Origin of the sequence: Pseudomonas kurunegalensis (genome assembly GCF_030291635.1) — a bacterium.
Taxonomy (GTDB): Bacteria; Pseudomonadota; Gammaproteobacteria; order Pseudomonadales; family Pseudomonadaceae; genus Aquipseudomonas; species Aquipseudomonas monteilii.
Map to the genome: position 1 here is coordinate 2985584 of NZ_CP127871.1, position 24656 is coordinate 3010239.

21 protein-coding genes are annotated in these 24656 nt (G+C 61.8%); 6 read left to right on the plus strand and 15 right to left on the minus strand.

Going from position 1 to position 24656, the window contains the following annotated elements; translation table 11 throughout:
• Positions 1–33 precede the first annotated feature (33 nt).
• Complete coding sequence (locus QQ992_RS13315) at positions 34–1944, minus strand: AAA family ATPase (protein ID WP_286113809.1); 1911 nt, start codon at positions 1942–1944, stop codon at positions 34–36.
• Between the two features lie 59 nt (positions 1945–2003).
• Positions 2004–2903, minus strand: coding sequence for a helix-turn-helix domain-containing protein (locus QQ992_RS13320; protein WP_286113810.1), 900 nt, complete (start codon positions 2901–2903; stop codon positions 2004–2006).
• Between the two features lie 182 nt (positions 2904–3085).
• Here QQ992_RS13320 and QQ992_RS13325 point away from each other — a divergent pair, with 182 nt between their 5' ends.
• From QQ992_RS13325 to QQ992_RS13335, 3 genes are all read left to right on the plus strand, one after another.
• Complete coding sequence (locus QQ992_RS13325; RefSeq protein ID WP_016715275.1) at positions 3086–4444, plus strand: glutamine synthetase family protein; 1359 nt, start codon at positions 3086–3088, stop codon at positions 4442–4444.
• A gap of 66 nt (positions 4445–4510) precedes the next feature.
• The gene (locus QQ992_RS13330) at positions 4511–5599 is read left to right on the plus strand and encodes a polyamine ABC transporter substrate-binding protein (RefSeq protein WP_286113813.1); all 1089 of its coding nucleotides are present in this window, start codon (positions 4511–4513) and stop codon (positions 5597–5599) included.
• Positions 5600–5612: 13 nt separating this feature from the next.
• The gene (locus QQ992_RS13335) at positions 5613–6908 is read left to right on the plus strand and encodes an NAD(P)/FAD-dependent oxidoreductase (protein ID WP_286113814.1); all 1296 of its coding nucleotides are present in this window, start codon (positions 5613–5615) and stop codon (positions 6906–6908) included.
• A 140-nt stretch (positions 6909–7048) separates the two neighbouring features.
• Here QQ992_RS13335 and QQ992_RS13340 read toward each other — a convergent pair whose 3' ends face one another.
• Positions 7049–7354, minus strand: coding sequence for a helix-turn-helix domain-containing protein (locus QQ992_RS13340; protein WP_082426403.1), 306 nt, complete (start codon positions 7352–7354; stop codon positions 7049–7051).
• A gap of 286 nt (positions 7355–7640) precedes the next feature.
• On the opposite strand from QQ992_RS13340, the gene QQ992_RS13345 reads away from it, so the two are divergent.
• Positions 7641–8318 carry a DUF3313 domain-containing protein gene (locus tag QQ992_RS13345; protein WP_286113816.1) on the plus strand — a complete coding sequence of 226 codons (678 nt, stop codon included), beginning with the start codon at positions 7641–7643 and terminating at the stop codon, positions 8316–8318.
• A 40-nt stretch (positions 8319–8358) separates the two neighbouring features.
• Here the strand turns inward: QQ992_RS13345 and QQ992_RS13350 are convergent, their stop codons facing one another.
• Complete coding sequence (locus tag QQ992_RS13350; RefSeq protein WP_119370038.1) at positions 8359–9735, minus strand: L-serine ammonia-lyase; 1377 nt, start codon at positions 9733–9735, stop codon at positions 8359–8361.
• A gap of 146 nt (positions 9736–9881) precedes the next feature.
• Here QQ992_RS13350 and QQ992_RS13355 point away from each other — a divergent pair, with 146 nt between their 5' ends.
• The gene (locus QQ992_RS13355; RefSeq protein WP_286113820.1) at positions 9882–10823 is read left to right on the plus strand and encodes a LysR substrate-binding domain-containing protein; all 942 of its coding nucleotides are present in this window, start codon (positions 9882–9884) and stop codon (positions 10821–10823) included.
• A gap of 157 nt (positions 10824–10980) precedes the next feature.
• Here the strand turns inward: QQ992_RS13355 and QQ992_RS13360 are convergent, their stop codons facing one another.
• The 11 genes from QQ992_RS13360 to QQ992_RS13410 form a co-directional block, all read right to left on the minus strand.
• Positions 10981–12402 carry an undecaprenyl-phosphate glucose phosphotransferase gene (locus QQ992_RS13360; RefSeq protein ID WP_286113822.1) on the minus strand — a complete coding sequence of 474 codons (1422 nt, stop codon included), beginning with the start codon at positions 12400–12402 and terminating at the stop codon, positions 10981–10983.
• 156 nt (positions 12403–12558) lie between these two features.
• A complete protein-coding gene (locus QQ992_RS13365) occupies positions 12559–13317 on the minus strand; it encodes a WecB/TagA/CpsF family glycosyltransferase (protein WP_433963112.1) in 759 nt (252 codons plus the stop codon).
• Positions 13317–14504 (minus strand): glycosyltransferase family 2 protein, encoded by a 1188-nt coding sequence (locus tag QQ992_RS13370; RefSeq protein ID WP_286113824.1) that lies wholly within the window; start codon positions 14502–14504, stop codon positions 13317–13319. Before QQ992_RS13370 ends, QQ992_RS13365 begins: the two co-directional genes overlap by 1 nt.
• Positions 14501–15703: a glycosyltransferase gene (locus QQ992_RS13375; RefSeq protein ID WP_198752202.1), complete on the minus strand. Its 1203-nt coding sequence runs from the start codon at positions 15701–15703 to the stop codon at positions 14501–14503. The genes QQ992_RS13370 and QQ992_RS13375 overlap by 4 nt, the downstream gene beginning before the upstream one ends.
• 49 nt (positions 15704–15752) lie before the next feature.
• On the minus strand, positions 15753–16757 hold the full coding sequence (locus tag QQ992_RS13380) for a VirK/YbjX family protein (protein WP_286113827.1): 1005 nt from the start codon (positions 16755–16757) through the stop codon (positions 15753–15755).
• Between the two features lie 9 nt (positions 16758–16766).
• Positions 16767–17744, minus strand: coding sequence for a glycosyltransferase family 2 protein (locus tag QQ992_RS13385; protein ID WP_286113829.1), 978 nt, complete (start codon positions 17742–17744; stop codon positions 16767–16769).
• 5 nt (positions 17745–17749) lie between these two features.
• The gene (locus QQ992_RS13390) at positions 17750–18274 is read right to left on the minus strand and encodes a serine O-acetyltransferase (RefSeq protein WP_286113830.1); all 525 of its coding nucleotides are present in this window, start codon (positions 18272–18274) and stop codon (positions 17750–17752) included.
• An 8-nt stretch (positions 18275–18282) separates the two neighbouring features.
• Positions 18283–19239, minus strand: a complete 957-nt coding sequence (locus QQ992_RS13395; protein ID WP_286113832.1) for a glycosyltransferase family 2 protein — start codon at positions 19237–19239, stop codon at positions 18283–18285.
• On the minus strand, positions 19232–19849 hold the full coding sequence (locus QQ992_RS13400; RefSeq protein ID WP_016715289.1) for an acyltransferase: 618 nt from the start codon (positions 19847–19849) through the stop codon (positions 19232–19234). Before QQ992_RS13400 ends, QQ992_RS13395 begins: the two co-directional genes overlap by 8 nt.
• Before the next feature lie 105 nt (positions 19850–19954).
• Positions 19955–21421 (minus strand): FAD-dependent oxidoreductase, encoded by a 1467-nt coding sequence (locus QQ992_RS13405; RefSeq protein ID WP_286113833.1) that lies wholly within the window; start codon positions 21419–21421, stop codon positions 19955–19957.
• A 236-nt stretch (positions 21422–21657) separates the two neighbouring features.
• Positions 21658–23034, minus strand: coding sequence for an oligosaccharide flippase family protein (locus QQ992_RS13410; RefSeq protein ID WP_286113835.1), 1377 nt, complete (start codon positions 23032–23034; stop codon positions 21658–21660).
• A gap of 95 nt (positions 23035–23129) precedes the next feature.
• Between QQ992_RS13410 and QQ992_RS13415 the strand changes: the two genes are divergently transcribed.
• Positions 23130–24656 (plus strand): O-antigen ligase family protein, encoded by a 1527-nt coding sequence (locus QQ992_RS13415; RefSeq protein WP_105948099.1) that lies wholly within the window; start codon positions 23130–23132, stop codon positions 24654–24656.

The following is a 24656-nucleotide window of genomic DNA, read 5'->3' on the forward strand; positions in this document are numbered from 1 at the left end:
AACCTTTGGGGCTGCTTAGCAGCCCCAAAAGCTTCAATCGCGAACCTGGTCCTTGACCCAGTCCAGCATCACTCCCGGCACGATCAATTCATGCCGCGCCCGCGAACAGGCGGTGTACAACCCCGCCAGCATCCGCGCCCGCTCATTGCGGTTACCCGCCACCTGAGGCGCCACCATCAGCTCCGGCGACACCATCACCCGGGCGAATTCCATGTTCTTCACGTCCCTTACCCGCCCCAGGAACAACTTGGGTGCCTTGTCCCAACGGTAACGGCTCTTGGCCTTGGCAAAGTGCTCAGGCGTGTAGCCCTTGCGCAGCATGTTGGCCACGGCAACGAAGGCCTTGTCATCGCCCTTGTCCTGCTCCAACGCCTGCCAGCTGGCATAGCGGAACAGCATCGGGTGCCGGGGCCGCGTGCCGTAACGGTACAACTCGATGCAGTCTTCGACGAACAATTCGAAGTCCTTGCGCGCGCTTTTGAGCAGCACGAACGGCACGCCCTGGTGTGTCAGACGCTGGAACCAGCCAAACAGGCCCCATTCGTCATCGACGATCAGCGCCGTGGGTTGTTCCGGCACCGTCACGGCATCGAAGAAACTGACCCGGGTGTAGTGCTCGGCACTGCCACTGAAAGCGGCCTGAATCGCGGCCGGGTGCGCCTGAATCAGCGGGTTCAGCACGTTGTCCATCGCCGGCCCGGCACGCAGCGAATGGTCGATGCAGCGCTGGCGAATGAAACCGCCATGGTGCGGGCTGAGGCCGTTGAGGTTCTGCAGCTCGTCCCCCAGGGCAATGATCGACTGCGGGCTGCGATCAAGCACGGCAAGCATCGGTGCCGACAGCTCGTGGGCTTCGTCGACGATGACGTGGGTACAACGGCTGTCGATCACATAGTCGGTCAGTGACAGCAGCTTTACCCGGTGGTAGTCGCGCACCGGTAGCTGGATTTCGCGTGCCGACGGGCGAATCAGTTCCTGCCAGTACGACCTCGCCTTTTCCAGCAGCACCTCCTGGTCCAGCGGCGAAGTGCCCGGCCCGGCCCAGGGCAAATGGTGCAATTGCAGCTGGGTGTCGGCACTGTGGCAGAACGTGCGCACGGCGCGCACGCACAAGGCAACCACATCGTGTGCGGCAACCGGACCGATGTCGGGAATGGCCAGCCAGCGCACCACCTGCGCGTCCTGCGGGCGCCACGACAGCTTGGTACGGTACGGGTCGCGCAAACGCCAGCCATTGCTGGTGAGGTCGCGGTTCAGCAGCTCGTCTGCCAGCTGGCCGAAGGTCATCGCGGTGTAGGCGGCAGCGTCCTTCACTCGCGCCTGCAGGGCGCGCAACTGGCCCTCGGTCAGTGCCAGCAGCAAGGTGCGCTGTGGCTCCAGCAGCCGGGCGAACTGGTGAATCAGGAAGGTTTTGCCGGTGCCGGCGAAACCTTGCACGGCCACCGACTCGTCTATGCCACTGAGAAACTCGCGCAGCAGGCGGTTTTGCTGATCGCTGAGCATCAGGTCACTGGCCAGGGATGGCAAGTACACCGGGTGCAGCGGTGTGGCCCGCTGGCGGTAGGTGTCGGCGAACTGGAAGCTCCACTGGCCTTCGGCATCCAGCAGCTCGTCTACGGTGTACGCCACCTCGGCCGACAACAGGGCAATGCCGTTTTCACCCAGCATGCCAAGGCCCATGGCAAAGGCTTCGCGGTCGAAGTGTTGCGCCACCTGGCCCTGAAAACGCCCGGGCGCTGCGCTTTCGACTTCGTTGGCGATGCGCACGATTTCGGCGAAACGGCGCTCTTGTGCGTCGGCCGATGCGGTGCCGGGCTGGCGTGGGAGGTTTAGCACGAACAGCACTGCGGCGGCGGCGAGCACGCTGGCAGTGGTGAAAAAGTCGGTGTTGATTTCGCTGGCGAGGCGGTCGGCCTGGTCGCTGGGCAAAGGCAGGTAAAACATCGGCACCTCGGGTGGAAACAGGGCGGCACGATAGCAACTTTCAGTAGGGAATGCTGGGTTTAACCCCTGCCCCGCTTCAACGTCTCGCTGGGGAACTCCTTGAACAGTTGTTTGTAACTCTCTGAAAACCTTCCCAAATGCCAGAATGACCAACGCATCGCCACTTCGGCGACCGTCACGCCACCACCGCGCAACAAGTCGCGCCGCGCACCGTTCAGCCTGCGCAACCGTAGCCACTGCGCCGGTGGCATGCCGGTAAATGCCTTGAACGCCTGCTGCAACTGGCGCAAGGAAACCCCGGCAACCCCCGCCAACTCCATCAGGTTCAGCGTCTCTTCCGGGCAGTCGGCTGCCCATTCGCTGACCCGGCGCATGATCGCCCGCTCTTCGTCACGGCGCCCCAGCGCCACACCCTGCAAGCGCTGGCAGGCATTGTCGAGAATGAACAGGCAGTCCTCCAGCAATTGCTCCGCCAAGGCCTGCCCCTGCAGCGGGCAATCCGCCTCGCCCAGGCGCGTCAGCGTGGCGCTCAGCCAGCTACCGAACAAGGCATTCTGCCCGCTGCCCAACGGCACCATGAACAAACCTTCGAGGCGCTGCGGGTCCAGCCCATGGCGGGCCAGAAAGGCCTGGTCGAACACCACCGCCACTTCCTGGTAGTTCTCCGGCGTGATCCAGATATTGCGGCTTTGCTCGTTCAGCAGGTACAGGCTGTTCTCGCTGCGGTCGAAGCAGAACGCCAGCGAACCGCTCGGCGCGCGGAAAAACTGCTCCACCCGGGTGTTCAAGCGTTCTTCGTATACCTCCACACCGTCCAACCCCAGGCAGCGCAGCTCACCGCTGAAATGCCCGGGTGACATCTGCCGATACTGTTGCTGCCAACCAGGGGTGGCGCGCACTTGTTCGGTGACGTCGGTGGTGTGGAAAGCCTGGACTTGCAACGCATTGGCGGTTGTCACGCATTGTCCTGTATGCACTCTTTTGGTGCATTCGCTACTGAAGAAAGTGGATAGATCGCCCCGGGGGCTGCGACCAAGATAGTCTCCAGCGCGTCACCTGGGAAGCGTAATGCCCTGGAAACCGTACGACGGCTTTCTCGGGCTCACGCGCTCCCACACTAAAACCCAACCAAGAGGTCTGTATGAACGCCCCCTTCGATCAGCTGTACACCTGGCTGAAAGAACACCGCATCACCGAAGTCGAATGCGTGATCAGCGACCTGACCGGCATTGCCCGTGGCAAGATCGCGCCCACCGCCAAGTTCCTCCATGAACGTGGCATGCGCCTGCCAGAAAGCGTGCTGCTGCAGACGGTCACCGGCGACTACGTTGACGATGACATCTACTACAACCTGCTCGACGCCGCCGACATCGACATGGTCTGCCGCCCCGACCCAAGTGCTGTGTACCAGATCCCGTGGGCGATCGAGCCGACTGCGATCGTGATCCACGACACCTTCGACAAACAAGGCAACCCCATTGAGCTGTCGCCGCGCAACGTGCTGAAGAAGGTGCTCAAGCTGTACGCCGACAAAGGCTGGCAGCCGATCGTCGCGCCGGAAATGGAGTTCTACCTGACCAAACGCTGCGAAGACCCGGACTTGCCGCTGCAGGTTCCGCTGGGGCGCTCTGGCCGTGCCGAAAGCGGCCGTCAGTCGTTCTCGATCGATGCCGCCAACGAGTTCGACCCGCTGTTCGAAGACGTCTACGACTGGTGCGAGATCCAGGGCCTGGACCTGGATACGCTGATTCACGAAGACGGCCCGGCGCAGATGGAGATCAACTTCCGCCACGGAGACGCGCTGGACCTGGCCGACCAGATCACCGTGTTCAAGCGCACCATGCGTGAGGCAGCCCTCAAGCACAACGTCGCCGCTACCTTCATGGCCAAGCCGATCACCGACGAGCCGGGCAGCGCCATGCACCTGCACCAAAGTGTGGTGGACATCGCCACCGGCAAGCCGATTTTCGCCAATGAAGACGGCAGCATGAGCCCGCTGTTCCTGCACCACATCGGCGGCTTGCAGAAGTACATCCCCAAGCTGCTGCCGATGTTCGCGCCCAACGTCAACTCGTTCCGCCGCTTCCTGCCGGACACCTCGGCACCGGTCAACGTCGAGTGGGGCGAAGAAAACCGCACCGCAGGCTTGCGTGTGCCCACGTCCAGCCCCGAGGCGATGCGCGTGGAAAACCGCCTGCCGGGTGCGGATGCCAACCCGTACCTGGCGATTGCCGCCAGCCTGCTGTGCGGCTACCTGGGCATGGTCGAGCAAATCGACCCCAGCGCGCCGGTACAAGGCCGTGCCTACGAACGGCGCAACCTGCGCTTGCCGATCACCATCGAGGATGCGCTGCAGCACATGGAAGACTGCGAAACCGTGCAGCAGTACCTGGGCAAGCAGTTCGTCCAGGGCTACGTGGCGGTCAAGCGGGCCGAGCACGAGAACTACAAGCGCGTGATCAGCTCGTGGGAGCGCGAGTTCCTGATGCTCAGCGTTTGACCCACCTTGGGGGGCTTAGCCCCCCTCTGCACCGAATTCGAAGAACAAGACCTACGAGGTGTCCCCATGCGTCATCTGCAAGCCCTGATACCCGCTGCATTCACCCTGCTGTTCGCCACCACCACCCACGCCACCCCTTCGGTCAGCGTGTACAACTGGACCGACTACATTGGTGACACCACCCTGGCCGATTTCCAGGCCAGCAGCGGGATCAAGGTGGTGTATGACGTGTTCGACTCCAACGAAACCCTAGAAGGCAAACTGCTGGCCGGGCGCACCGGTTATGACGTGGTGGTGCCGTCGAACCACTTCCTCGCCCGCCAGGCCCAGGCCGGTGCTTTCCTGCCGCTGGACCGCAGCAAGCTGCCGAACTGGCAGCACCTAGACCCCAAGCTGCTCAAGCAGCTTGAACAGAACGACCCCGGTAACCAGTACGCGGTGCCGTACCTGTGGGGTACCAATGGCATCGGTTACAACGTCGAGAAGGTCAAGGCGGCACTGGGCGTGGACCATATCGATTCGTGGGCGGTGCTGTTCGAGCCGGAAAACCTGAAAAAGCTCAAACAGTGCGGCGTGGCCTTCATGGACTCGCCCGATGAACTGTTCCCGGCTGTCCTCAATTACCTGGGCATGGACCCGCGCAGCGAAAAACCGGCCGACTACGCCAAGGCCGAAGCCCGCCTGCTGGAGCTGCGCCCCTACATCACCTACTTCCATTCATCCAAATACGTCTCCGACCTGGCCAATGGCGATGTCTGCGTGGCCTTCGGCTACTCCGGCGACGTGTTCCAGGCCGCCAACCGTGCCGTGGAAGCGAAGAACGGCGTGAAAGTGGCCTACAGCATTCCCAAGGAAGGCAGCAACCTGTGGTTCGACCTGCTGGCCATCCCCAAGGACGCCAGCAACCCCGAGCAGGCTCTGGCATTCATCAACTACCTGCTCGACCCCAAAGTGATCGCCAAGGTCAGCGCAACCGTCGGCTATGCCAATGCCAACCCGGACGCCAAGGCCTACATGGATGCATCGCTGGTCAGCAATCCTGAGATCTACCCACCCCAGGACGTGCTGGACAAACTGTACATCTCCAGCACCCCGAGCCCGAAGATCATGCGCGTCATGACCCGCTCCTGGAGCAAGATCAAGTCCAACCGCTGAGTCGAGAACGCCCATGTCTTTCAATACTCAACACGCCGCTTCGTACTACGCCGCCACGGCGCGCGATGCGGCACCCTACCCCAGCCTGGACGGCGAACTGACGGCTGACGTATGCGTGGTCGGCGGCGGGCTGACCGGGGTCAATACCGCCCTGGAGCTGGCCGAGCGTGGCCTTTCGGTGGTGCTGCTGGAAGGCCGGCGCATCGGCTGGGGCGCCAGTGGGCGCAATGGCGGCCAGCTGATTCGCGGTATTGGCCACGATGTCAGCGGTTTCGCCCGGCATGTGGGCCAGGACGGCGTGCGTTACCTGAAACAGGCCGGCATCGATTCGGTGGCGCTGGTGGCCGAGCGTATCGCCCGCTACGGTATTGCCTGCGACCTGCGTTGGGGGTTCTGCGAACTGGCCAATACACCTGCCCAGTTCGCTGCCTTCAAGGATGAGCAGGACGACCTCGCTGCGCTGGGTTATCGCCATGCAACACGCCTGGTCGGTGCCGGGCAGTTGAACGAGATTGTCGCCAGCGACCAATACGCCGGCGGTCTGGTCGACATGGGCTCGGGCCACTTGCACCCGCTCGACCTGGTGCAGGGCGAGGCCCGTGCCGCGCACGGCCTGGGTGTGCGCATTTTCGAGCAAAGCCCGGTATTGCGCATCGAACACGGGCCTTGCGTCACCCTGCACACAGCTCGCGGCAAGGTGCGGGCCAGTAGCCTGGTACTCGGCTGCAACGCCCACCTCGACGAGCTGGAGCCACGCCTGAGCGGCAAGGTGCTGCCAGCCGGCAGTTACGTGGTGGCCACCGAACCATTGCCCGAAGCACTGGCCAGCAGCCTGATTCCGCAGAACATGGCGCTGTGCGACCAGAAGGTCGGCCTGGACTACTACCGCCTCACCGCCGACCGTCGCCTGCTGTTTGGCGGCGCCTGCCACTATTCCGGGCGCGACCCCAAGGACATCGCGGCCTATATGCGGCCCAAGGTGCTGAAGGTGTTCCCCCAGCTGGCCAATGTGCGCATCGATTTTCAGTGGGGCGGCATGATCGGCATCACCGCCAACCGCTTCCCCCAGGTTGGGCGCCTGAGCCAGCACCCGAACGTGTACTACGCCCAAGGCTACTCCGGGCATGGGCTGAACGTGACGCACTGGACGGCGAAACTGCTGGCCGAAAGTATCGCCCTCGGCCATAGCCATGGCCTGGATGTGTTCAGCGCCGTGCCACACCTGACCTTCCCCGGCGGCAAGGCACTGCGCTCGCCGCTGCTGGCACTGGGCATGCTGTGGTACCGGTTGCGCGAAGCGTTGGGTTAATCAACAGACGGGATGCTGCTTGGGCAGGCGCCTTCTGGATCAGCAGGCGCCGGCACTGGCCAGTGAAATATAAAGTAAAGTCTAGAATATTAGAATTAAGCGACTGTATTTATGGATTTTAATAAAATCGTATAATCAGCTTAAAGAATAACCTGTAGCCCTTTGTTCTTTATGATATTAAGCAGCTTCAAAGCTGGTCCCGATGGGCGCGTTTCCCCTTGCTCCCATTTACGTACGGTTGATGCACTCGTATGAAGGTGCATAGCGAAGACCGGTTGGCTGAAATTGAGTGCCTCGCGCAACCGGCGTATATCCACCGCACTGAAATCCAGCACTGGCGCGGGACACAGCGCTTCGTAATCCCGAAGGGTAACCTTGCCAATCGCCCCCGCCTCATGAAGGGCAACGAGGTCCTCACGTAACGACTCAACCAGTTCGCTGCTCACAGCAGACCTCCACTAATACGCCCGCCTACAACGCCCGACAGAGCGCGCATTCTTCACGCTTGAAGCCCTCAATGGGCTGCCGTTATCCATACCCGTAGCGGGCATAGTTTCCAAGAGTGATAACAAGGTTAAAGCCAGCTACTTCCGATGGCTTTGTAGGAATTTGCGACACCGTCAGGCCCGACTGCCGTACTGCTTATCGCAACTGATTGAACTCCCTCGCTGGCCAACTGTCGCGCACCTGCTAGCGTTGTTCTGGCCGACCTCTCATGGATGCACCTCCATCATGAAATCACTGCCTCGCATTACCCTGTTGTGCGCCGCGCTGCTTGCCGTGGCCGCCTGCTCCAGCAAAAGCGTGGACCCCAAGGACTATTCCGGCTTCCTCAAGGATTACAGCCGCCTGCAGGAAGCCAAGAGCCCTTCGGGTGACCCGGTGATGCGCTGGATCGACCCCAACGTTAACGTCAACCAGTACAGTCAGGTGTTCATCGAGCCCAGCCAGTTCTACCCCAAGCCACAGCCAACGGCGGTGATTTCGCAGCAGACGCTGCAAGAAATCACGCGATACTTCAATGAAGCCTTGCGCCGTGAAATGGGCAGCGTGATGCCGCTGGCCAAGGGGCCAGGCACGGGAGTGATCGTGGTGCGCCCTGCCATTACAGCGGTGTCGACCAGCAACGAAGGCCTGAAGCCTTACGAAGTCATCCCTATCGCACTGATTTCGGCGGGTGTGAACACTGCCATGGGCGGCCGTGATCAGGAAGTGGATGTCGGCGTGGAAGCCGCGTTCCTGGATGGCGCCAGCCAGAAGGTGCTGGCCCAGGTGGTGCGCAAAGGCACGGGGCAGGAACTGGAGAACGATACCCAGAAGCTGACCTTGAATGACGTAAAGCCAGTGCTGGATGGTTGGGCGAAGGACATGCGTGCCAGCTTCCTGGCAGCGAAGCAGAAGGCTCGTTAAGTTTGGGGCCGCTTTGCGGCCCTAATCCTGACCTAGCCTGTTAGCACTCTACGAATGCAACCGCCAAACCGCCGCGCGAAGTTTCCTTGTAATTGGCATGCATGTCCGCCCCGGTGTCGCGCATGGTACGGATTACCCGGTCAAGTGAGATGAAGTGCTCACCATCCCCACGCAATGCCATCTGTACGGCATTGATCGCCTTTACCGCAGCAATCGCATTGCGCTCGATGCACGGCACCTGCACCAGGCCACCGACCGGGTCGCAGGTCAGCCCGAGGTTGTGCTCCAACGCAATTTCGGCGGCGTTCTCAAGTTGTGGCGGTGTTGCACCCAGCACCTGGGCCAGGCCGGCAGCGGCCATCGAACATGCTGAGCCCACCTCGCCCTGGCAACCGACTTCGGCCCCGGAGATCGACGCGTTTTTCTTGCACAGAATACCGACCGCTGCGGCGCCGAGCAGGAAGTCCACCACATCCGCGTCATTGGCACTGGGGTTGAACTTCATATAGTAGTGCAGCACCGCCGGGATAATGCCAGCCGCTCCGTTGGTTGGCGCAGTGACCATGCGCCCACCGGCAGCATTCTCTTCATTGACCGCCAGGGCGAACAGGTTCACCCACTCCATGGCGCTGAGGGTCGAGCCAATCACGTTGGGCTTGCCCAATTCCTGCAAGCTGCGGTGCAGCCGCGCGGCGCGGCGTTTGACGTGTAGCCCACCCGGCAGGATGCCTTCGTTGCGCAGGCCGTTCTGAACGCAGTCTTGCATGGCCGCCCAGATACGCAGCAAACCTTCACGCACTTCGGCTTCCGGGCGCCAGGCACGTTCGTTGGCCATCATCAGTTGCGCAACGCTCAAACCGTGGGTTTTGCACAAGGCCAGCAGCTGGGCCGCACTGTCGAACTCATACGGCAGGATCACTGCGTTGCTTTCGGCGGCAGGGGCATCGATTTCGGCCTGCTCGACGATAAACCCACCGCCCACTGAATAGTAGGTCTGGCACAGCAGGCTGCCCTGCCCGTCCAGCGCCTCCAGGCTCATGGCATTGGGGTGATAGGGCAGGTTTTCGTCGAGCAGCAACATGTCACGGCCATACTCGAAGGCCAGCGGGTGGCTGCCATCCAATATCAGGCAATGCTCCTGCAGCACCTGGCTGATACGCGAATCGATGGTGGCCGGGTCGATCCGGTCTGGCCATTGGCCCATCAGGCCCAGCAGGCAGGCGCGATCGGTGGCATGGCCAACCCCGGTAGCCGACAGCGAGCCATACAACCGCACTTCAACGCGCGTTACCCGCGTCAGCACACCCTGCTCACGCAGGGCCTGGGCGAACGTCGCTGCTGCCCGCATCGGGCCGACGGTGTGAGAGCTGGACGGCCCGATGCCGATTTTGAAAAGGTCGAAAACACTGATAGCCATGCTAATGCCTGACCGTACCCTGAGATGAATCCACGGCACGGTTATCTGAAGAAATTGAGCGGTATTGCGATTTTGCGCGATACTGACGCGCTCATTCACGAATGACCAACGAATCTTTCTAAGCAAGGCTTTAGTGGTACTAAACGATGCGACGACAACTCAATGGTCAGGTGTTCGTCTGGCTGCATGTATTCGCCTGCGCAGCCCGGCACCTGTCCTTCACCCGCTGCGCCGAAGAGCTGCACATCACCCCAGGTGCTGTCAGCCAGCAGATGCGCCAGCTGGAAGAACGCCTGGGTTATCGGCTGTTCCTGCGTCGGGCACGCGGTGTGGAGCTGAGCGCCGAAGGGCAACGCCTGGCCCAGACAGTGGCAGAAGCCTACGGCAGCATCGAGGCCGAATTGTTGCGCCTGGATGCCGGTGAAATCCGCGGTACCTTGCGCGTGCGCTCGATCCCGTCTTTTCTGGCCAAATGGCTTACCCCGCGCCTGCCGCGTTTTCAGCAGCGTTACCCGGACATCGAGCTGCGCCTGGTGGCCGAGGACAGTGCCCAGGCATTGACCCCAGGCGATTTCGACCTGGCTATCGACCTGAACGATGGCAGCTACCCAGGCATGCTCTCGACACCGCTGCTGGACGAGCAGATCTTTCCGGTGTGCTCACCTACCCTGCTACGCGGGCGCCCGCCGCTGCATGGGCCGGCGGACCTGGCGCACTACCCGCTGCTGCACGACATCACAGCGTGGCGTGGCAGTTCGGAGTATGCGGAGTGGGAATTCTACCTGGAGGGTATTGGCGCCGGCGGCCTGGATGTGCGCCGTGGGCACACTTTCAACCGCAACCACCTGACCATCGAAGCGGCCATCGCCGGCATCGGCGTAGCGATCGCCCGCCGTACACTGTTGAATGACGAGCTGGAACGCGGCGCATTGATCGTGCCGTTCGGCGTGCCGATCGCCAACCACAAACGCTACGTGGTGCATTACCCGCCAGGCGGGTTGAACCAGCCTGGGGCGCGGGCGGTGCATGACTGGCTGGTGGAGGAAGCGCGAGGATTCCGGGAATTGCACCCGCTGAACAAGGAATAGCCAGCCTGTACACGGACGGTGTAGGAGCGGCCTTGTGTCGCGAAAGGGCTGCGAAGCAGCCCCGGCGATTTCTGCAGTTGTGCAAATATCTGGGGCCGCTTCGCGCCCCATCGCGACACAAGGCCGCTCCTACAGGGATCTCGCCAGCTTTCAATAACTAGTAAGCCTGCTTGCCGGTAAAGGCGTTCAGGGTGCGCACCAGAATCACGAAGTCTAGCCACAGCGACCAGTTGTTGATGTACTCGATGTCCGAGTCCACCCGCTGGATCATCTGCTCGATATCCTTGGTCTCTCCCCTGAAGCCACGGACTTGGGCCAAACCGGTCATGCCGGGTTTGATGTTGTGGCGGGCGAAGTAATCAACGATGTCCTGCGAATACAAGGTGTCATGCTGCAGCGCATGCGGTCGCGGCCCGACCAGCGACATTTCCCCGGTCAGCACATTGAACAGCTGTGGTAATTCATCCAGGCTGGTGCGACGAATGAAGGCGCCAATCCGGGTAAGCCGCGGGTCATTCTTCTGTGCCTGCTTGACCACGCCAGCTTCGGGCTGGTGGACATGCATGCTCCTGAATTTCCAGATCCGGAACGATTCCCCGGTCCAGCCCGTGCGTTCCTGGCGAAAGAACACCGGCCCGGGGCTGGTGAGTTTGATGGCCAGCGCAACCGTCAGCAACACAGGCGAAGCGCACAGTAGAATGACCGCTGCCAGCACCCTGTCCTCAAGGTTTTTCAGGAAAAGGCTCATGCCCGTCAGGGGCGTTTCCGACAAGGTCAGCACAGGAATCCCGGCAATTTCCCGCACGCTGTGGTTGATCAGGCGCAACGAAAAGATATCCGGCACCCAGTTCACCGCGATGCACTTGTCGAGCAACTTGAAGTACACATCGTTGATGACCTCGGAGCCACCGAGCGGCGTAACCAGGTACACGGTGCGTATGCCATGCTGGGCGACGATTTCATCCAGGTCTGCAATATGCCCCAGCACAGGCAGGCGCTGCTTGCCCTCACCATTGTCACGCCCCTGCACGTCGCCCTTGCCGAGCAGTACGCACCCCAATACCCGTTCACCAAACCAGGGGTTGTTGCTGATTTTCTGATAAAGAAAATTCGCCAGGTCGCCGTCGCCGATAATCAGCGCGTTATCCAGGCGTGCATGGGCGGTAAACCGCTTTTGCAATTCACGAACGGCAAAGTGCAGGAACAACTGCGCGATGTAGCCAATGATGAACAACTGCACCACCAACAACCGCGAGTACGTTTCACTCTGCTTGGTCAGGAAGGCCATGACCACGAGAAAACAGAACGTTGCCGACCAGGCCTTGAACAGGCGGAAGGCTTTGATCGAAAGCCCGACATTGGTGCGGTAGATCGCATAATGGTCGTAAATGACGGCCAGTGCGCCAATCAGCAACAGCAGCATGATTACATAATCGGAGGTAATGTAACCAAACTGGTCGTAGATGAGATACCAGGCAATACCGGTGACTGCAATGCCATCGAGCCCTGCTTGAATGGCGTTACTTACGCTGCTTCTTCTTTGGAGTAAGGAACGACTGCTTCTGGGTTCGAAAACCATTTCAGACCTCATCTGTGTGAGCGTAGCCAGTGCCTTCCATCAAGCATCAAGTCTTGAATACAGCGTGTACAACGCCAGATAAGCAAGATCGTGCAGCCCCCAAGCCACTGCTCTCACTGTAGCAGCCACCCGCCATCAGCGCGGATTTTGGCCGATTCACACAGTGCCCCTGGCCGAATCGGCGGCCTTGCGGTAAAGCAGGGTGCGCAGCAGGAACAGCGGGTTGCCCACCACATAGCGCATGAACAGGCGTTTTGGCTCGCGCAACAGCCGGTAGGCCCACTCTCCCCCCAGCCGCCTTAGCCAATGCGGTGCCCGGCTGACCTTGCCGCCGAGAAAGTCCAGAATTGCCCCACCACACACGATCAGGCATGGCCCGCCAACGGCTGCCAGCCTGGCCGCCACCGCCTCCTGCTTGGGCATGCCCATGCCCAGCACGATCAGCTCGGGTTGCTGCTCACGGGCCAGCTGCAGGTAGGTTTCGAGGCTGGCGAAACCGTCATGAACCGACACGGGTACTACACCAAACTCGGTTTCACACCGCTGCACCGCCTGGTTCAGGTAGGGTTGTCGGGTGCCCCAGAATGCGACCTTGCGCCCACGGTATGCGGCCATGAGCCTGGGAATGAAGTCAGTCCCGTTCATGTTGAGCCCGGGTGCCAGGCCCAGGCGCCGATACAGGATGGCCATGCCGGAGCCGTCGCGCAGCAACACGTCGGCTGCCGACAGTGCCTGGCAGTAGGCGCCGTCACGGACCACCAGGTTCATCGCATGGGCATTGACGAAGCCCAGCACGGTCGCGGCTTGCGGGGCAGCCAGCCTGTCGAGCAGGCGCTGAGCCGCGCCGCTGTCGGGCACCACCTCTAGCGCGTCGATTATGCGTTGCCAGCGATTCTGCCATTGCCACAGTGCCATCAGTCATCATCCCGTTTTGAGCGCACCCACTCGACCTGGCGCTTGATCAGGAACCCGAGGTACAAAGGGATTTTCTTTGCCGCGTAGAACGGTGCGTAAAGCAACACGGAAAACGGGATCAGCTCACGGCAGAAGCGCGCCCAGGCCAGCAAAACCGCAAGGCTGAGCATGGCCAACGCTATCAGGGCGATCCACGCTGGCGCGGCAACATCGAACAACAAGTACGCAAGCCAGGCCACCAGATTGAGCCCCAGCAGGGTCAGTACCAACAACGCCAAAGGCGGTACCAGCAAGTCGAGGGTCATCGCCAGCAGGCTGCCATTGCCTTGGGTCACGGCGGCCAACGCACGCTTGGGCGCATCAGCCAGCATCAAGCCCAGGTGGCCATGCTCCCAGCGGGTGCGCTGGCTGTTCAGGCCTTGCTGGCTGGCAGGAAACTGGCTGGTGACCAATGCCTCAGGGCAGAACACGGGAGGCTTGCCCTGCTGACACAGGTCCAGGCCCAGTTTCACGTCCTCTACTAGGTGCCCATTGGCAAGGTTGATCAAGGTCAGGTCGTGCCAACCGAATGCCATGCCCGCACCCATCAGTTGGCAGGGCAACCCCAGCCGCGCCCAGCCACGCGGGCGCACCAGGTTTTTCACCCGCCAGGCAAACTCGGCGACCTGCACTTTCAGCCCGGCCCCCGCAGGCGCACGCATCAGGTACAGCGCCTGTACCGGCCGCTGGGTCTGGTGATAGCGACGCGCCAGGCAGTCAATCGCCCCCTCACCCACCTGGCAATCGGCATCCACCACTATCACCACCTCGGGTGGCTGTTCGGCCAGGTGACGCACGCCGAAGTCCAGCGCATAGCCTTTGCCACGCAACACCGAGTCGAAGCGTTCCACCACCTCGGCGCCGGCGTCGCGGGCCAGCTGCGCGGTATCATCGGTGCAGTTGTCTGCCACCACCAGCAAGCGGTCACCCTCACGCAATTGCGGGGCAATGCTCGCCAGCGTTGCACGAATGATCGCAGCCTCATCGTGAGCAGGTACCAGCACCGCTACCCGGGGGCGCAGACTATGGCCCAGGTACTGCGCGCGTGGTGGCAGACACGCCAGCAGCATCTGCACAAAAAAAATCGACACAGGCACAAGGACGATGACCGTCAGCAGGCCCAGTAACCAACTCAATACACTTATCATGCGGATGCCTTGAAGTAAGCGGCCAGCCGGGCCGCTTCGGTGTCGATATCATGCCGCTGCAGCACACGCTGGTAGGCTGCCTCGCCCATGCGCTGCAGCACGTCGGCCGGTTGGCACAGGCAATCCGCCATGGCTTCAGCCAGCTCGTCGACGGCGCCAGCGGGGAAAAGCCAGCCGTTCTCGCCCGGGCGCACCAGCTCGGGGATGCCCGCCACATAGGTGGTCAGCACGGGCCGACGCAAGGCCATGGCCTCCATGATCACCACCGGCAGGCCTTCGGCGAAGCTGGGCAATACCAGCGCGCGGGCGGCAAGGATTTCTTCGCGCACCTGTGCACTGCTGATCCAGCCAGTGATGCGTACGCGCTGCTGCAAGCCATGCCGGGCAATCAGGGCCTCGATCTGCTGGCGCATTTCGCCGTCACCCGCCAACACCAGTTCGAAGTCAATCGACTGCGCAGCAAGCTGACGCGCCGCCTCAAGCAACAGCAGCTGGCCTTTCTGCTCACACAGGCGCCCCACGCAAACAAGCCGTGGTACCGACGGTACATCGACCGGCGCCACCTCATGGAAACCCCGTTCCAGGCCGCAATGCACCACCTTGACCTTGGGCCAATGCTCGTGCGCCACCCAGCGGAACAGCTGGCTGCGCCCGTAAGAACTGACCGCTGCGACAAAGGCGGCTCGCCGTACCTTTTCGCCCATGTGCAGGAACTGCGGTTTGTCGAACTCTTCCGGCCCATGCACGGTAAAACTGTAAGCCGGCCCGCCCAGTTGGTTGGTCAGCATGACCACCTCGGTGGAGTTGGTGCCGAAATGGGCATGCACGTGTTTCGCCTCACTGGCCTGCAGCCACTGCAGCACCTGGCAAGCTTCGGCCAGGTAGACCAGGTGGTAGGGCCAGGCGCGGTCGGCGCGCAGGCCAAGGCGCATGGCCAGCCACAAGGCCTGGAAGAACCGCCCGGGCTGTGCTCGCAGCACCTGCAACGTGGGCCTCAGCAAGCCCTTTACACCAGCCCGCAGCACATAACGGGTCTTGTCGCGCTCGGCCGTATCCTCGGCATCCTGCAACTCGGCGTCCCATCCCCGCAGGGCGATGCGTTGCACCTCTACGCCCTGACGCTCCAGCGCCAGGATCTCGCGGCGGATGAAACTGTGGCTGACCTTCGGGTACTGATTGATGAAGTAAGCAATGCGCATACGAATCCAGATCCCAACCCGCTTGATGACCGGCCTCCCCTGGCAACCTTCACTTCAGGCTGTCGACTACGGGTGGTCTGTCTACTGCCGATGCACTCACAGCAAATGCATCCCCCTGTTTTCCTTGTAGTCCAAGGTTGTGACCGCTGCCCGGCAATGCGGCCTGCAGGCGAATAAAAACATCGTCGAGCAGCGCCTGGCGGCGGCGGTACATCGCACGCTTTTTGGCCGGGATGTCCTGCTCGGCCCGTTGTGCCGGTGCCAGGGGGACAGTGAAGAAGTCGTCGCGGTTCGACGCCGTAGCGCCATTTTCCTGCCAGATGACGTCGTAGTTGGCCGCCAGATCCTGGGCCTTGTCGCTGCCAAAGTACGGGTGGCGATGGTGCCGGCAGGCATCACTGACGGCATACAGGTGAACAACGCCCAGCATGCGAGCCAGGCATTTCAACGCTTCAAGCAGCAGGCTGCGCGGGCGCAGGCCCTCGAAGTCCTTGGTCAGGTCACGGTAGATGGCCAGCGAGGTTTCACTGTCAATGCCCTTGTGAATGCCCTGGACGGCGCCGATGAACATCGACAGCCCCCCCTGATCGCGGCACAGGGTAAACGCCAACGACGCCACGCGCAGGTCGCCCTGGAACAGGTTCAGTACCAGTTCACCTTCGCGCTTGAACCAGATCGGCCGGTCCAGCACCAGGCGGCAGCCCGGCGAATAACTGGCCAAATCGCACAGTGTCAGGCTTTCGTCCCGCCCCAGTAGCAACAGCGCCGGAAACTGCCCGGCCAGCACTTCAAAGTGCGAAGCCACCACCTCCAGGCGCTGCGGGGCCTCCCAGCATTTGCTGAGGTAAGGCCACTGCACCACGCCGATGCAATCCACACCCAGCCGCTGCAGCCCCTGCTGGCCCAGCGCCGCCATCATGCGCTGCATGAAGGCATTCAGCTCAGGCCATTGCCTGACAATCTCTCGGGTCAACTTGTACTTGTTGTTCAATGCCCGCAACGAGTAGCCCGGTTGCAGGGTAAACACGCTTTTCACGAGGGCGCCGAGCATCATGGGTCTCTCTCACTTGTACTCGATCAAAGCCGATTTGCCGGCCGCGAAGCGGTGGCGCATGAACTTAAGCTGGCCGAGCATTTCCGGGAACTTGCCCAGCACCAGGAACACCGCCTGCAGCCAGTTCTCGCGCGCCGACTTGCCACCACGACGGGCCAGGCGCACAGCCTGCAGCGGATAAATCAATAGCAGTAACAGGCCCCAGCCACCCAGCAGCAGGCAAGCCAGCACAATCACCACAGGAATGCCCAAACCCCATAGCCAGGCCCGGCGTGACTCGCGTAACCAGTGCTGCTCGGGCGGCTGCCCATGCAGGTAAGCCCCCTCGGCATAGGCATGGCCGGCACGCAGGCTGCGCCGCCACCATTGGCTGAAACGGGTCATGGCCGCGTCGTGCAGAGTCATCTCGGCGTCCAGGCGCCAGATTTTCCAGCCATGGCCTCGCAAGCGCACGCACAGCTCGGGCTCCTCGCCAGCGATCAGGTCAGCGCGAAAGCCGCCAGCGGCAGCGAAGGCGTCTGCGCGCATCAACGCATCGCCGCCACAGGCCTTGGCTTCACCGATGGGGGTGTCCCATTCCAGATCGCACAACAGGTTGTACACCGATCGTTCCGGGAAGCGTTCACGGCGGCGGCCGCACACCACTGCCACCTCGGGGTGCTGGTCTAGAAATGCCTGCGCCGTGGCCAGCCAGCTGGCATCCACCTCGCAGTCACCATCGACGAACTGCACCAGCTGCATCGACGGCAACAGCCGCTGCAAGGCGCTAAAGCCTTCGTTGCGGGCGCGCGCGGCAGTGAACGGAACACGCATGTCCAACGCCAGTACCTCCACGCCCAGGCTGCGGGCCAGCTGCGGCGAACCGTCGGTGGAGCCCGAGTCGACGTACATGACCTTGCCCACACCTTGCATCAGCGAACGCAGGCATCGCTCCAGGCGTGTGCCTTCGTTGCGGCCGATGACCACCACACCGATTACCGTTGCCATAAGCCTCACTCAACGGGCGCCGTGCTAGCCGGCTGCCTGGTCTTGATGGTGGCCGGCACCCCTACCGCCAACGAATTGTCCGGCACATCCACCAGTACCACGGCATTGGCGCCGATGATCACGTTGTTGCCTATGCGAATACTGCCCAGCACCTTGGCGCCGGTGCCGATATCGACGTTGTTGCCGAACACCGGGGCAATCGGCTCGTCGACATTCTTCAAGCCCACCACCACGCCGTTGCGGATGCGGCAGTCATCGCCAAAGCGGGCATAGCCGCTGACAACGATGCCGCCAAAATGGTCGATGACGAAGTTGCGGCCAATCACCACTTCGCACGGCAGTTCGATGCCGGTGATGATTTGCACGAATTTGAACAGCACCTTGTAGATCAACGAGCACAGCTTGCGCAGCAGCGCCGGGCGCACGGTATAGCGCCAGCGGCCAAAGCGATACACCAGCAATACCCAGAAGCCCTGGGCGCCCCAGTCACCGCCGTGGGCCCGCAGGTCAGCACGAATATTCTCGAACATGGCTCCACCTACCTTGTCGCCTGGCTGGCGTACCGGGTCTTGAACAACAATGACCAGGTTGCCTGGCAATGACGCCAGCAGGCCTGTATCGCGCCCCAGCCGCGTCGTTTCAACAGCGCCTTGAGTGCCAGCACCAGGTCACCCAAGGTGACCAGCAGCATGTGCAGGGCCAGCCCCGCCACCCCGTGGTGCTTGCGGAAGTACAACAACTCGCTTTCGATCTGGTACGCCGAGATCTGCCGGCTTGCCGCCTCCAGCTCGGCCACCGATTTGGAGCTTTCACCCCCGATGTGCACCACGGTTGTATGCGGATAGAACACCACTTTCCAGCCCGCCGCCTTCACCCGCTTGCAGTGGTCCACCTCTTCGTAATAAAGGAAGTAGCGAGGGTCGAACAGGCCCACCTTGTCCAGCACTTCGCGGCGTACCAGGTAGAAGCAGCCGGGCAACCAGTCACACTCGCGAACCGATGCATGGTCCCAGTTCATTTCGTCGACCATTTTCAACCCCGGGAAAAACCGCCCCAACCCGGTACGCCCGACAAAAACATTGAGCGGCGTGGGGAAGTAGCGGCAACTGGGCTGCAGGTCACCGTCTCGGCCCTCAAGTCGCACCCCCAGCACGCCGCACTCCGGGTGGGCCTCCATGTAGTCGAGGGTTTTCTGCAAGGAGTCGGCGGCGACAAAGGCATCGGTATTGAGCAGTAACGCGTACTTGCCCTTCAGGTGTGCCAGTAGCTGGTTGTTGGCCCGGCCGAACCCCACATTCTGTTTGTTGCTCAGCAACAGTGCCTCGGGACACACCTGGGCCATGCGCTGCACCGAGTCATCGCGTGATGCATTGTCCACCACCAGGTAGCTGGCCAGCCGCTCGCTGTCGGCGCGGCGCAGGGCGTCGAACATCGGCTGCAGCAGCCCGGCGGTATTGAAGTTGACCACCATGACATCCACAGGTTTGCTAGCCATTTTTGCTGTCCCCGAAGAAATACTGACGCCTTTGCGCCATCAACAGCGGCTCCACTTCCGGGTCATAGGCGCCATTGCGCTGCTTGACCAGGTCGATCCACGGGTACGCTTCGCAACGCGCCTCGACCCGTTTGATCAGCTGTTCGGTGGTACAGATGAATTCAGCCGGGTTGCCACCGTAGACAGTGCCTGGCGGTACATCCTTGGTCACGACCGCGCCGGCAGCCACGATCGATTCCGGCCCGATGGTCACACGGGGCATGATGATCGCACCGTGGCCGATGAAGCAGTTGTCCTTGATATCGATGAACCCGACTGAATCCAGGTGCTTGCCGAAGCGATGCTCGATCAGCAATACCACCCCGTCATGACCGATCAGCGTGCAGTCGGAAAGGCCCACACTGTTGCCAATGCGTACCAGCGACGGGTCGAGGAACTTGCAGCCTGTATTGACAAAGAAGTTGGTGCCGACCGAGTGAAAGTTGCCCCAACGGGTGAGGTAGGCGCCCCATTCAAGCCCTGACGGCCTGCAGAACCGCCTGTAGAACGTGCCGCCCCGCCCGGTTGCATGGGCATAATGCGCCACTGCCTTGCGTATCCATCCCTTCATACTGCCTGGCCTCGCAATCAAATCCATCTGGAATGTCCCTGAGGCGTTCCGGTCTCGTTCTTCTGGTTGCTGACCGCAGCGCTCTCAACCCATGTACAACAAGCATCACGCCACGGCGCCCCTGGCCGCCGTCATCTTGGCATTGAGGTGGTCGGCCAGCCGCACGGCAAACTGCAGCAGCGGCATGGTCGGGTTGGAGGCGCCGCCCTTGGCGAAAATACTGCTGCCGGCGATGTACAGGTTTTCGGTACCAAACACCTTGCAGTGGGGATCGACCACGCCGTACTGCGGCGAGGCGGCCATGCGCGTGGTGCCCATGTGATGGGCATGCGGGGCCATTTTCAGCGGGATCGACGTGTCGTAGACAAAGTCGTTGAGCTTGACGAAGCCCAGGTCCATGTCGGCGAACTGCTTGGCCAGCTCGGTGCCAATGCACTTGATGGTGTGCCGGTCATCGGCAGTCAGTGCCCAGTTGACATTGACCTTGGCTACGCCCAGTGCGTCCTTCTCGTCCAGCAGCGAAATACGGCTGTGCAGGTTAGGGAACTGCTCGATCATCGTACTGATCACGCCGTCACCGGGGCAGCTGAACTTGGCGACGAAGGACACCTTGCTGGCAACACCCATGTCACAGGCCAGGTTTTCGAGAAAATGTTTGACCTCGGCGGTACGACCATAGGTTTGCACATCGGCCAGCAAGGCGGCCGTGACGTTGCCTTTGCCGGCCTTGTACTCATCGACGAAGGCATCGGTGGTGTAGTACTGGCGCGGCTCCGGGTCCTGCCCGGACTTGAGGATGAAGGTCCCCAGGTCGATGTTCAGGTGCTCCATGAAGCACCCGCCAACCAGCCCGTCCTTGTTCACCACGCCCGCGCCCACCAAGGTTTCACTGTTGAGCAACTGCCGGGCATTCTCGATGGCACCGGTGGCCAGAATGAAGTTGCTTGCCACCAGGCGCTGCCGATTGCGTTCGTAGTCGGACAGGATCACGGCGGCCAGGTGCCCGGACGCCTTGTCGAACTCCAGGTCCACGCAGTTGCAATTGATGAACACATCCAGGCCTTTGGTCTGTTCGAGGGCCGTGGCGTATTTCTGCGCAAAGCGCGTGGGTGTGCTCAGCAGGAAACGATCGGGCTCGAAATCGCCGCCGTTGAGGCCGGTATTCATCGCACGAAAATCCGACCCGGCCGGCAGGTCGACAATATCCATGGCCGCAGGCAGGTAGCCCTCGATCTCCGAATAGGCGATGGGCCAGCCAGGCAGGTCGCCTGGCGGGGGGATAGAAAAGTCGGAGGGCGTAAAGGGGCGACAGCGGCCGGCCCAATGGTTGGAAGTGCCGCCCAGGTAACGCAGGCGGGTTTCCTCGGCGTACAGTTCAAGGCCGGTGGACGCACAGGCATACAAGCCTTGCGAGTGCGGCGCATACTCACGCCCGCCGCCCTCGGCGAGCAACACGCTCCAGCCCGCCGCGGCCAGGCGCAGGCCCAGGGTAATACCTGCCGGGCCGGCGCCAATGATGCAAAAATCGTAATGATCGCGCAGCGCCTTCTGCTGCTGATAGTCCTTGATCATGCTGGCTCGTTCCGGAAGTAACGGGACGGCAATACCCAGCCGTTGATCACCACGAACCCCGGCTTTTCGACAGGTTTGCCAGCAACGGCTGCAGAAGCGCCGAATACGGCGCCACCGACGCCCAGCAAGACACAACTCTGGAGAAAGCCCCTACGCCCCAGCTGCGCACTACAAAAAGTAAGCTTCCCCATGATCCCGTGACCTGTACCCATTGAATTCAAACCCAGCACACTGCATCACAGCCAGTTGAAAAAGGCCGTCAACAGCGCCCCGCACAGCGCCCCGACCAGTAGCATCGGCAGCACCACCAGCTCACGTTTGAGGCTGAAGATACCTAACTTGCAATTCACGTACACAACCAGCACCAGCGTGGGCACGGTATGCAGGGCAACACCCCAGATGGCCCATTCCACACCGCCAATCGCCAACAGCAGCGGTAGCAGCCCCCACAGCGAGACCAGGCGGATGATGTTGTCCATGGCCTGATACTTGGTCAGGCCCAGGGCGATCCACACCTGATGAGCCAAGGTATAGCGCAATACGATGAACGACAGCGAAAGAATCGCCAGCATCGAGCCTGCCTCACTGTATCGCTCGTCGTACATCCAGCCGATCAGCAGAGGGCTGGCGGTCAGGAAGCCACCGCAGATGAACAGCACCAGCAGGTCGACCAGCAGGCGGAAGCGGTGATACAGCGCTTTCAGCCGCTCCTTGTCGTCGGCCCGGGCCGCTTCGCTGAAGGCAGGAAGTGCCACGGCGCCGACAATCTTCATCAGTGCGGTCTGCACCGCGCCCAGGATCAGCACGGCAATCGAATACACCCCCAGCTGCGCCGCCGACATGCTGGCACCAAACAGGATGCGGTCGCCGTACATGGCCAGTACGCCCACCATCGACGACAGCAGGATCCAGCGGCCAAACACGATCAGTTCGGTAAGTGCCGTACGGTCCCAGCGCAGGTGGTTGTTCGGCCCCTCCAACGCCGTGTGCCCCAGCACGGTCCAGGCCACGGCAGACACCAGGCCGGCAATGACCAAGGCCCAGATGGAATGGGTCAGCAAGCCCAGCACCAGCATCACCACCAGGCCGGCCGCTTGTGACGCCAGGTCCACCAGTACCACACGCTTCTGTTGGAAAGTGCGTACCGCCACGTCTATCTTGGTGGACTGGAACCCCCAGATGACCGCCGACAGCCCGGTAACCGCCAGCACTATCGGCAACACGGGCGCGGCATAGGTGGAGTCTGCCGGCCACAGTTCTTCGACCTGCGCCACCCAGGCACACAAAGCCAGCAACAGGGTCAGGCCGAACAGTACGAAGCCGCGAATGATCTGCACGGTCCAAGCGGTATTGAGAAAGTCCGGGTCGTCACCCCGTTGGCTCTGGATGATGTTCTGGCGCAGGCCGACATCCGACAGCAGGTGCAGCAGTACCGAAACGGTGGTGGCGATGACCATCACCCCGAACATTTCCGGCAGCAGCAAGCGGGCCATGATCAGGTTGCCGCCAAGGCGCATGACCTGTGACGCCACCTGCGACACCAGGTTCCAGGACCCGGCCCTCATGGCCCGCTGACGCAGGCTTGCGGTGGCTGACACATCAATCGACGGCATGACTTCAATCTCTGACTGATTGGCTAAAAGTCACTATAGTTTCAATTAGCCACGATGCTAGCCGTTGCCCACCGAGGGAAAGGTGTACATAGCCGATGCCTGAACATTTTCGTGCGTTGATCGTCATCCTGTTTTTGGCGAGCGTGGTCTTCCTGCTTGCGCGGCGCCCTGCCACGGACCTGATTCCGCTCGCGGACTTCAAGCGCCGGCGCAACTTGTGGTTCCTGCTGACTGTGCTGGCTTTCGTCTCGCACAGCTTCTGGCTGTATCTGGGTGCGGGCGCGGTCATCCTGCTGATTGCCGGGCGCCGCGAACACAACCCCATGGCACTGTTCTACATGCTGTTGTTCCTCATCCCGCCTGCGTCGGTGCAGGTGCCCGGATTTGGCGTGGTCAACTACCTGGTCGACCTGAACCATATCCGCCTGCTCACCCTGTGCGTGCTGCTGCCCGCCGCGCTGCAGCTAAGCCGCCAGGCAGGCACCCTGCGCTTTGGCCGCACCTGGGCCGACAAGCTGCTGGCGGCCGGCCTGGTGCTGATGAGCGTGCTGTACTTGCGCGAAACCACCCCCACCGACACCCTGCGCCAGGCGCTGTACCTGTATGTCGACGTATTCCTGCCGTATTACGTGGCCAGCCGCGGCCTGCGCCAGATAAGCGACTTCAAGGACGCCATGCTGGCTTTCGTGCTCACCTCCTTCGTCATGGCGCTGATCGCCGTGGCCGAATATGTACGCCACTGGCTGCTGTACAGCGCCCTGGTCGATGCCATGGGCGTGCCTTGGAGCATGTCGGGTTACCTCAGCCGCGGCGGCGCGCTCCGGGCCAGCGTCACCACCGGCCAGGCGATTGCCCTGGGCTATGTGATGAGCGTGGCCATCGGCCTGTTCCTGTTCGTCCAGGGCTATGTACAACGCCCACTGCACAAAGCCATGGGTGCCCTGCTACTGGCCGCCGGGCTGTTCGCACCGTTGTCACGCGGCCCGTGGATCGGCGTCGTGGTCATCGTGGTGGTGTTCATTGCCCTGGGCAAAGGTGCCGTCAAGCGCCTGGCGCTGCTGGGCGCAGCCGGCATGCTGGCCCTGCCCTTGCTCACCATCGTGCCCGGCGGCGAAAAGGTACTGGACCTGCTGCCCTTCATTGGCAACCTGGAAAAAGAGAACATCACCTACCGCGAGCGGCTGATGGACAACTCCTGGATCGTCATCCAGCGCAACCCGCTGTTCGGCTCGTTCGACTTCCGCAACACCCCGGAAATGCAGTCGATGATCCAGGGCGAAGGCATCATCGACATCGTCAACACCTACATCAACCTGGCGCTGCGGGTCGGGCTGGTGGGGCTCGGGCTGTTCGTGGCGTTCTTTGCCGTGGTGCTGCGCGGGATCCGCAGGGCCATGCTCAGCTTCGCTGACAAGGATGATGAACGACGACAGCTCGGTCGGGTGTTGCTGGCGACACTGATCGGCATTCTGGTGATCATCTTCACCGTCAGCAGCATCACCTTCATCCCGGTGGTGTACTGGTCCATCGCCGGGCTGGGTGTGGCCTACATCCAGATGGTTCGCCGGCTGCATGACAGCCAGGCCATGGAACTGGCCGAACCCGGCCTACAACCCAGGTAA

Coding starts and splice junctions, on each gene's coding strand:
- QQ992_RS13315 (WP_286113809.1), bottom strand. CDS start 1,944: ATGTTTTACCTGCCTTTGCCCAGCGACCAGGCCGACCGCCTCGCCAGC.
- QQ992_RS13325 (WP_016715275.1), top strand. CDS start 3,086: ATGAACGCCCCCTTCGATCAGCTGTACACCTGGCTGAAAGAACACCGC.
- QQ992_RS13330 (WP_286113813.1), top strand. CDS start 4,511: ATGCGTCATCTGCAAGCCCTGATACCCGCTGCATTCACCCTGCTGTTC.
- QQ992_RS13335 (WP_286113814.1), top strand. CDS start 5,613: ATGTCTTTCAATACTCAACACGCCGCTTCGTACTACGCCGCCACGGCG.
- QQ992_RS13345 (WP_286113816.1), top strand. CDS start 7,641: ATGAAATCACTGCCTCGCATTACCCTGTTGTGCGCCGCGCTGCTTGCC.
- QQ992_RS13350 (WP_119370038.1), bottom strand. CDS start 9,735: ATGGCTATCAGTGTTTTCGACCTTTTCAAAATCGGCATCGGGCCGTCC.
- QQ992_RS13355 (WP_286113820.1), top strand. CDS start 9,882: ATGCGACGACAACTCAATGGTCAGGTGTTCGTCTGGCTGCATGTATTC.
- QQ992_RS13360 (WP_286113822.1), bottom strand. CDS start 12,402: ATGGTTTTCGAACCCAGAAGCAGTCGTTCCTTACTCCAAAGAAGAAGC.
- QQ992_RS13365 (WP_433963112.1), bottom strand. CDS start 13,317: ATGGCACTGTGGCAATGGCAGAATCGCTGGCAACGCATAATCGACGCG.
- QQ992_RS13370 (WP_286113824.1), bottom strand. CDS start 14,504: ATGATAAGTGTATTGAGTTGGTTACTGGGCCTGCTGACGGTCATCGTC.
- QQ992_RS13375 (WP_198752202.1), bottom strand. CDS start 15,703: ATGCGCATTGCTTACTTCATCAATCAGTACCCGAAGGTCAGCCACAGT.
- QQ992_RS13380 (WP_286113827.1), bottom strand. CDS start 16,757: ATGATGCTCGGCGCCCTCGTGAAAAGCGTGTTTACCCTGCAACCGGGC.
- QQ992_RS13385 (WP_286113829.1), bottom strand. CDS start 17,744: ATGGCAACGGTAATCGGTGTGGTGGTCATCGGCCGCAACGAAGGCACA.
- QQ992_RS13390 (WP_286113830.1), bottom strand. CDS start 18,274: ATGTTCGAGAATATTCGTGCTGACCTGCGGGCCCACGGCGGTGACTGG.
- QQ992_RS13395 (WP_286113832.1), bottom strand. CDS start 19,239: ATGGCTAGCAAACCTGTGGATGTCATGGTGGTCAACTTCAATACCGCC.
- QQ992_RS13400 (WP_016715289.1), bottom strand. CDS start 19,849: ATGAAGGGATGGATACGCAAGGCAGTGGCGCATTATGCCCATGCAACC.
- QQ992_RS13405 (WP_286113833.1), bottom strand. CDS start 21,421: ATGATCAAGGACTATCAGCAGCAGAAGGCGCTGCGCGATCATTACGAT.
- QQ992_RS13410 (WP_286113835.1), bottom strand. CDS start 23,034: ATGCCGTCGATTGATGTGTCAGCCACCGCAAGCCTGCGTCAGCGGGCC.
- QQ992_RS13415 (WP_105948099.1), top strand. CDS start 23,130: ATGCCTGAACATTTTCGTGCGTTGATCGTCATCCTGTTTTTGGCGAGC.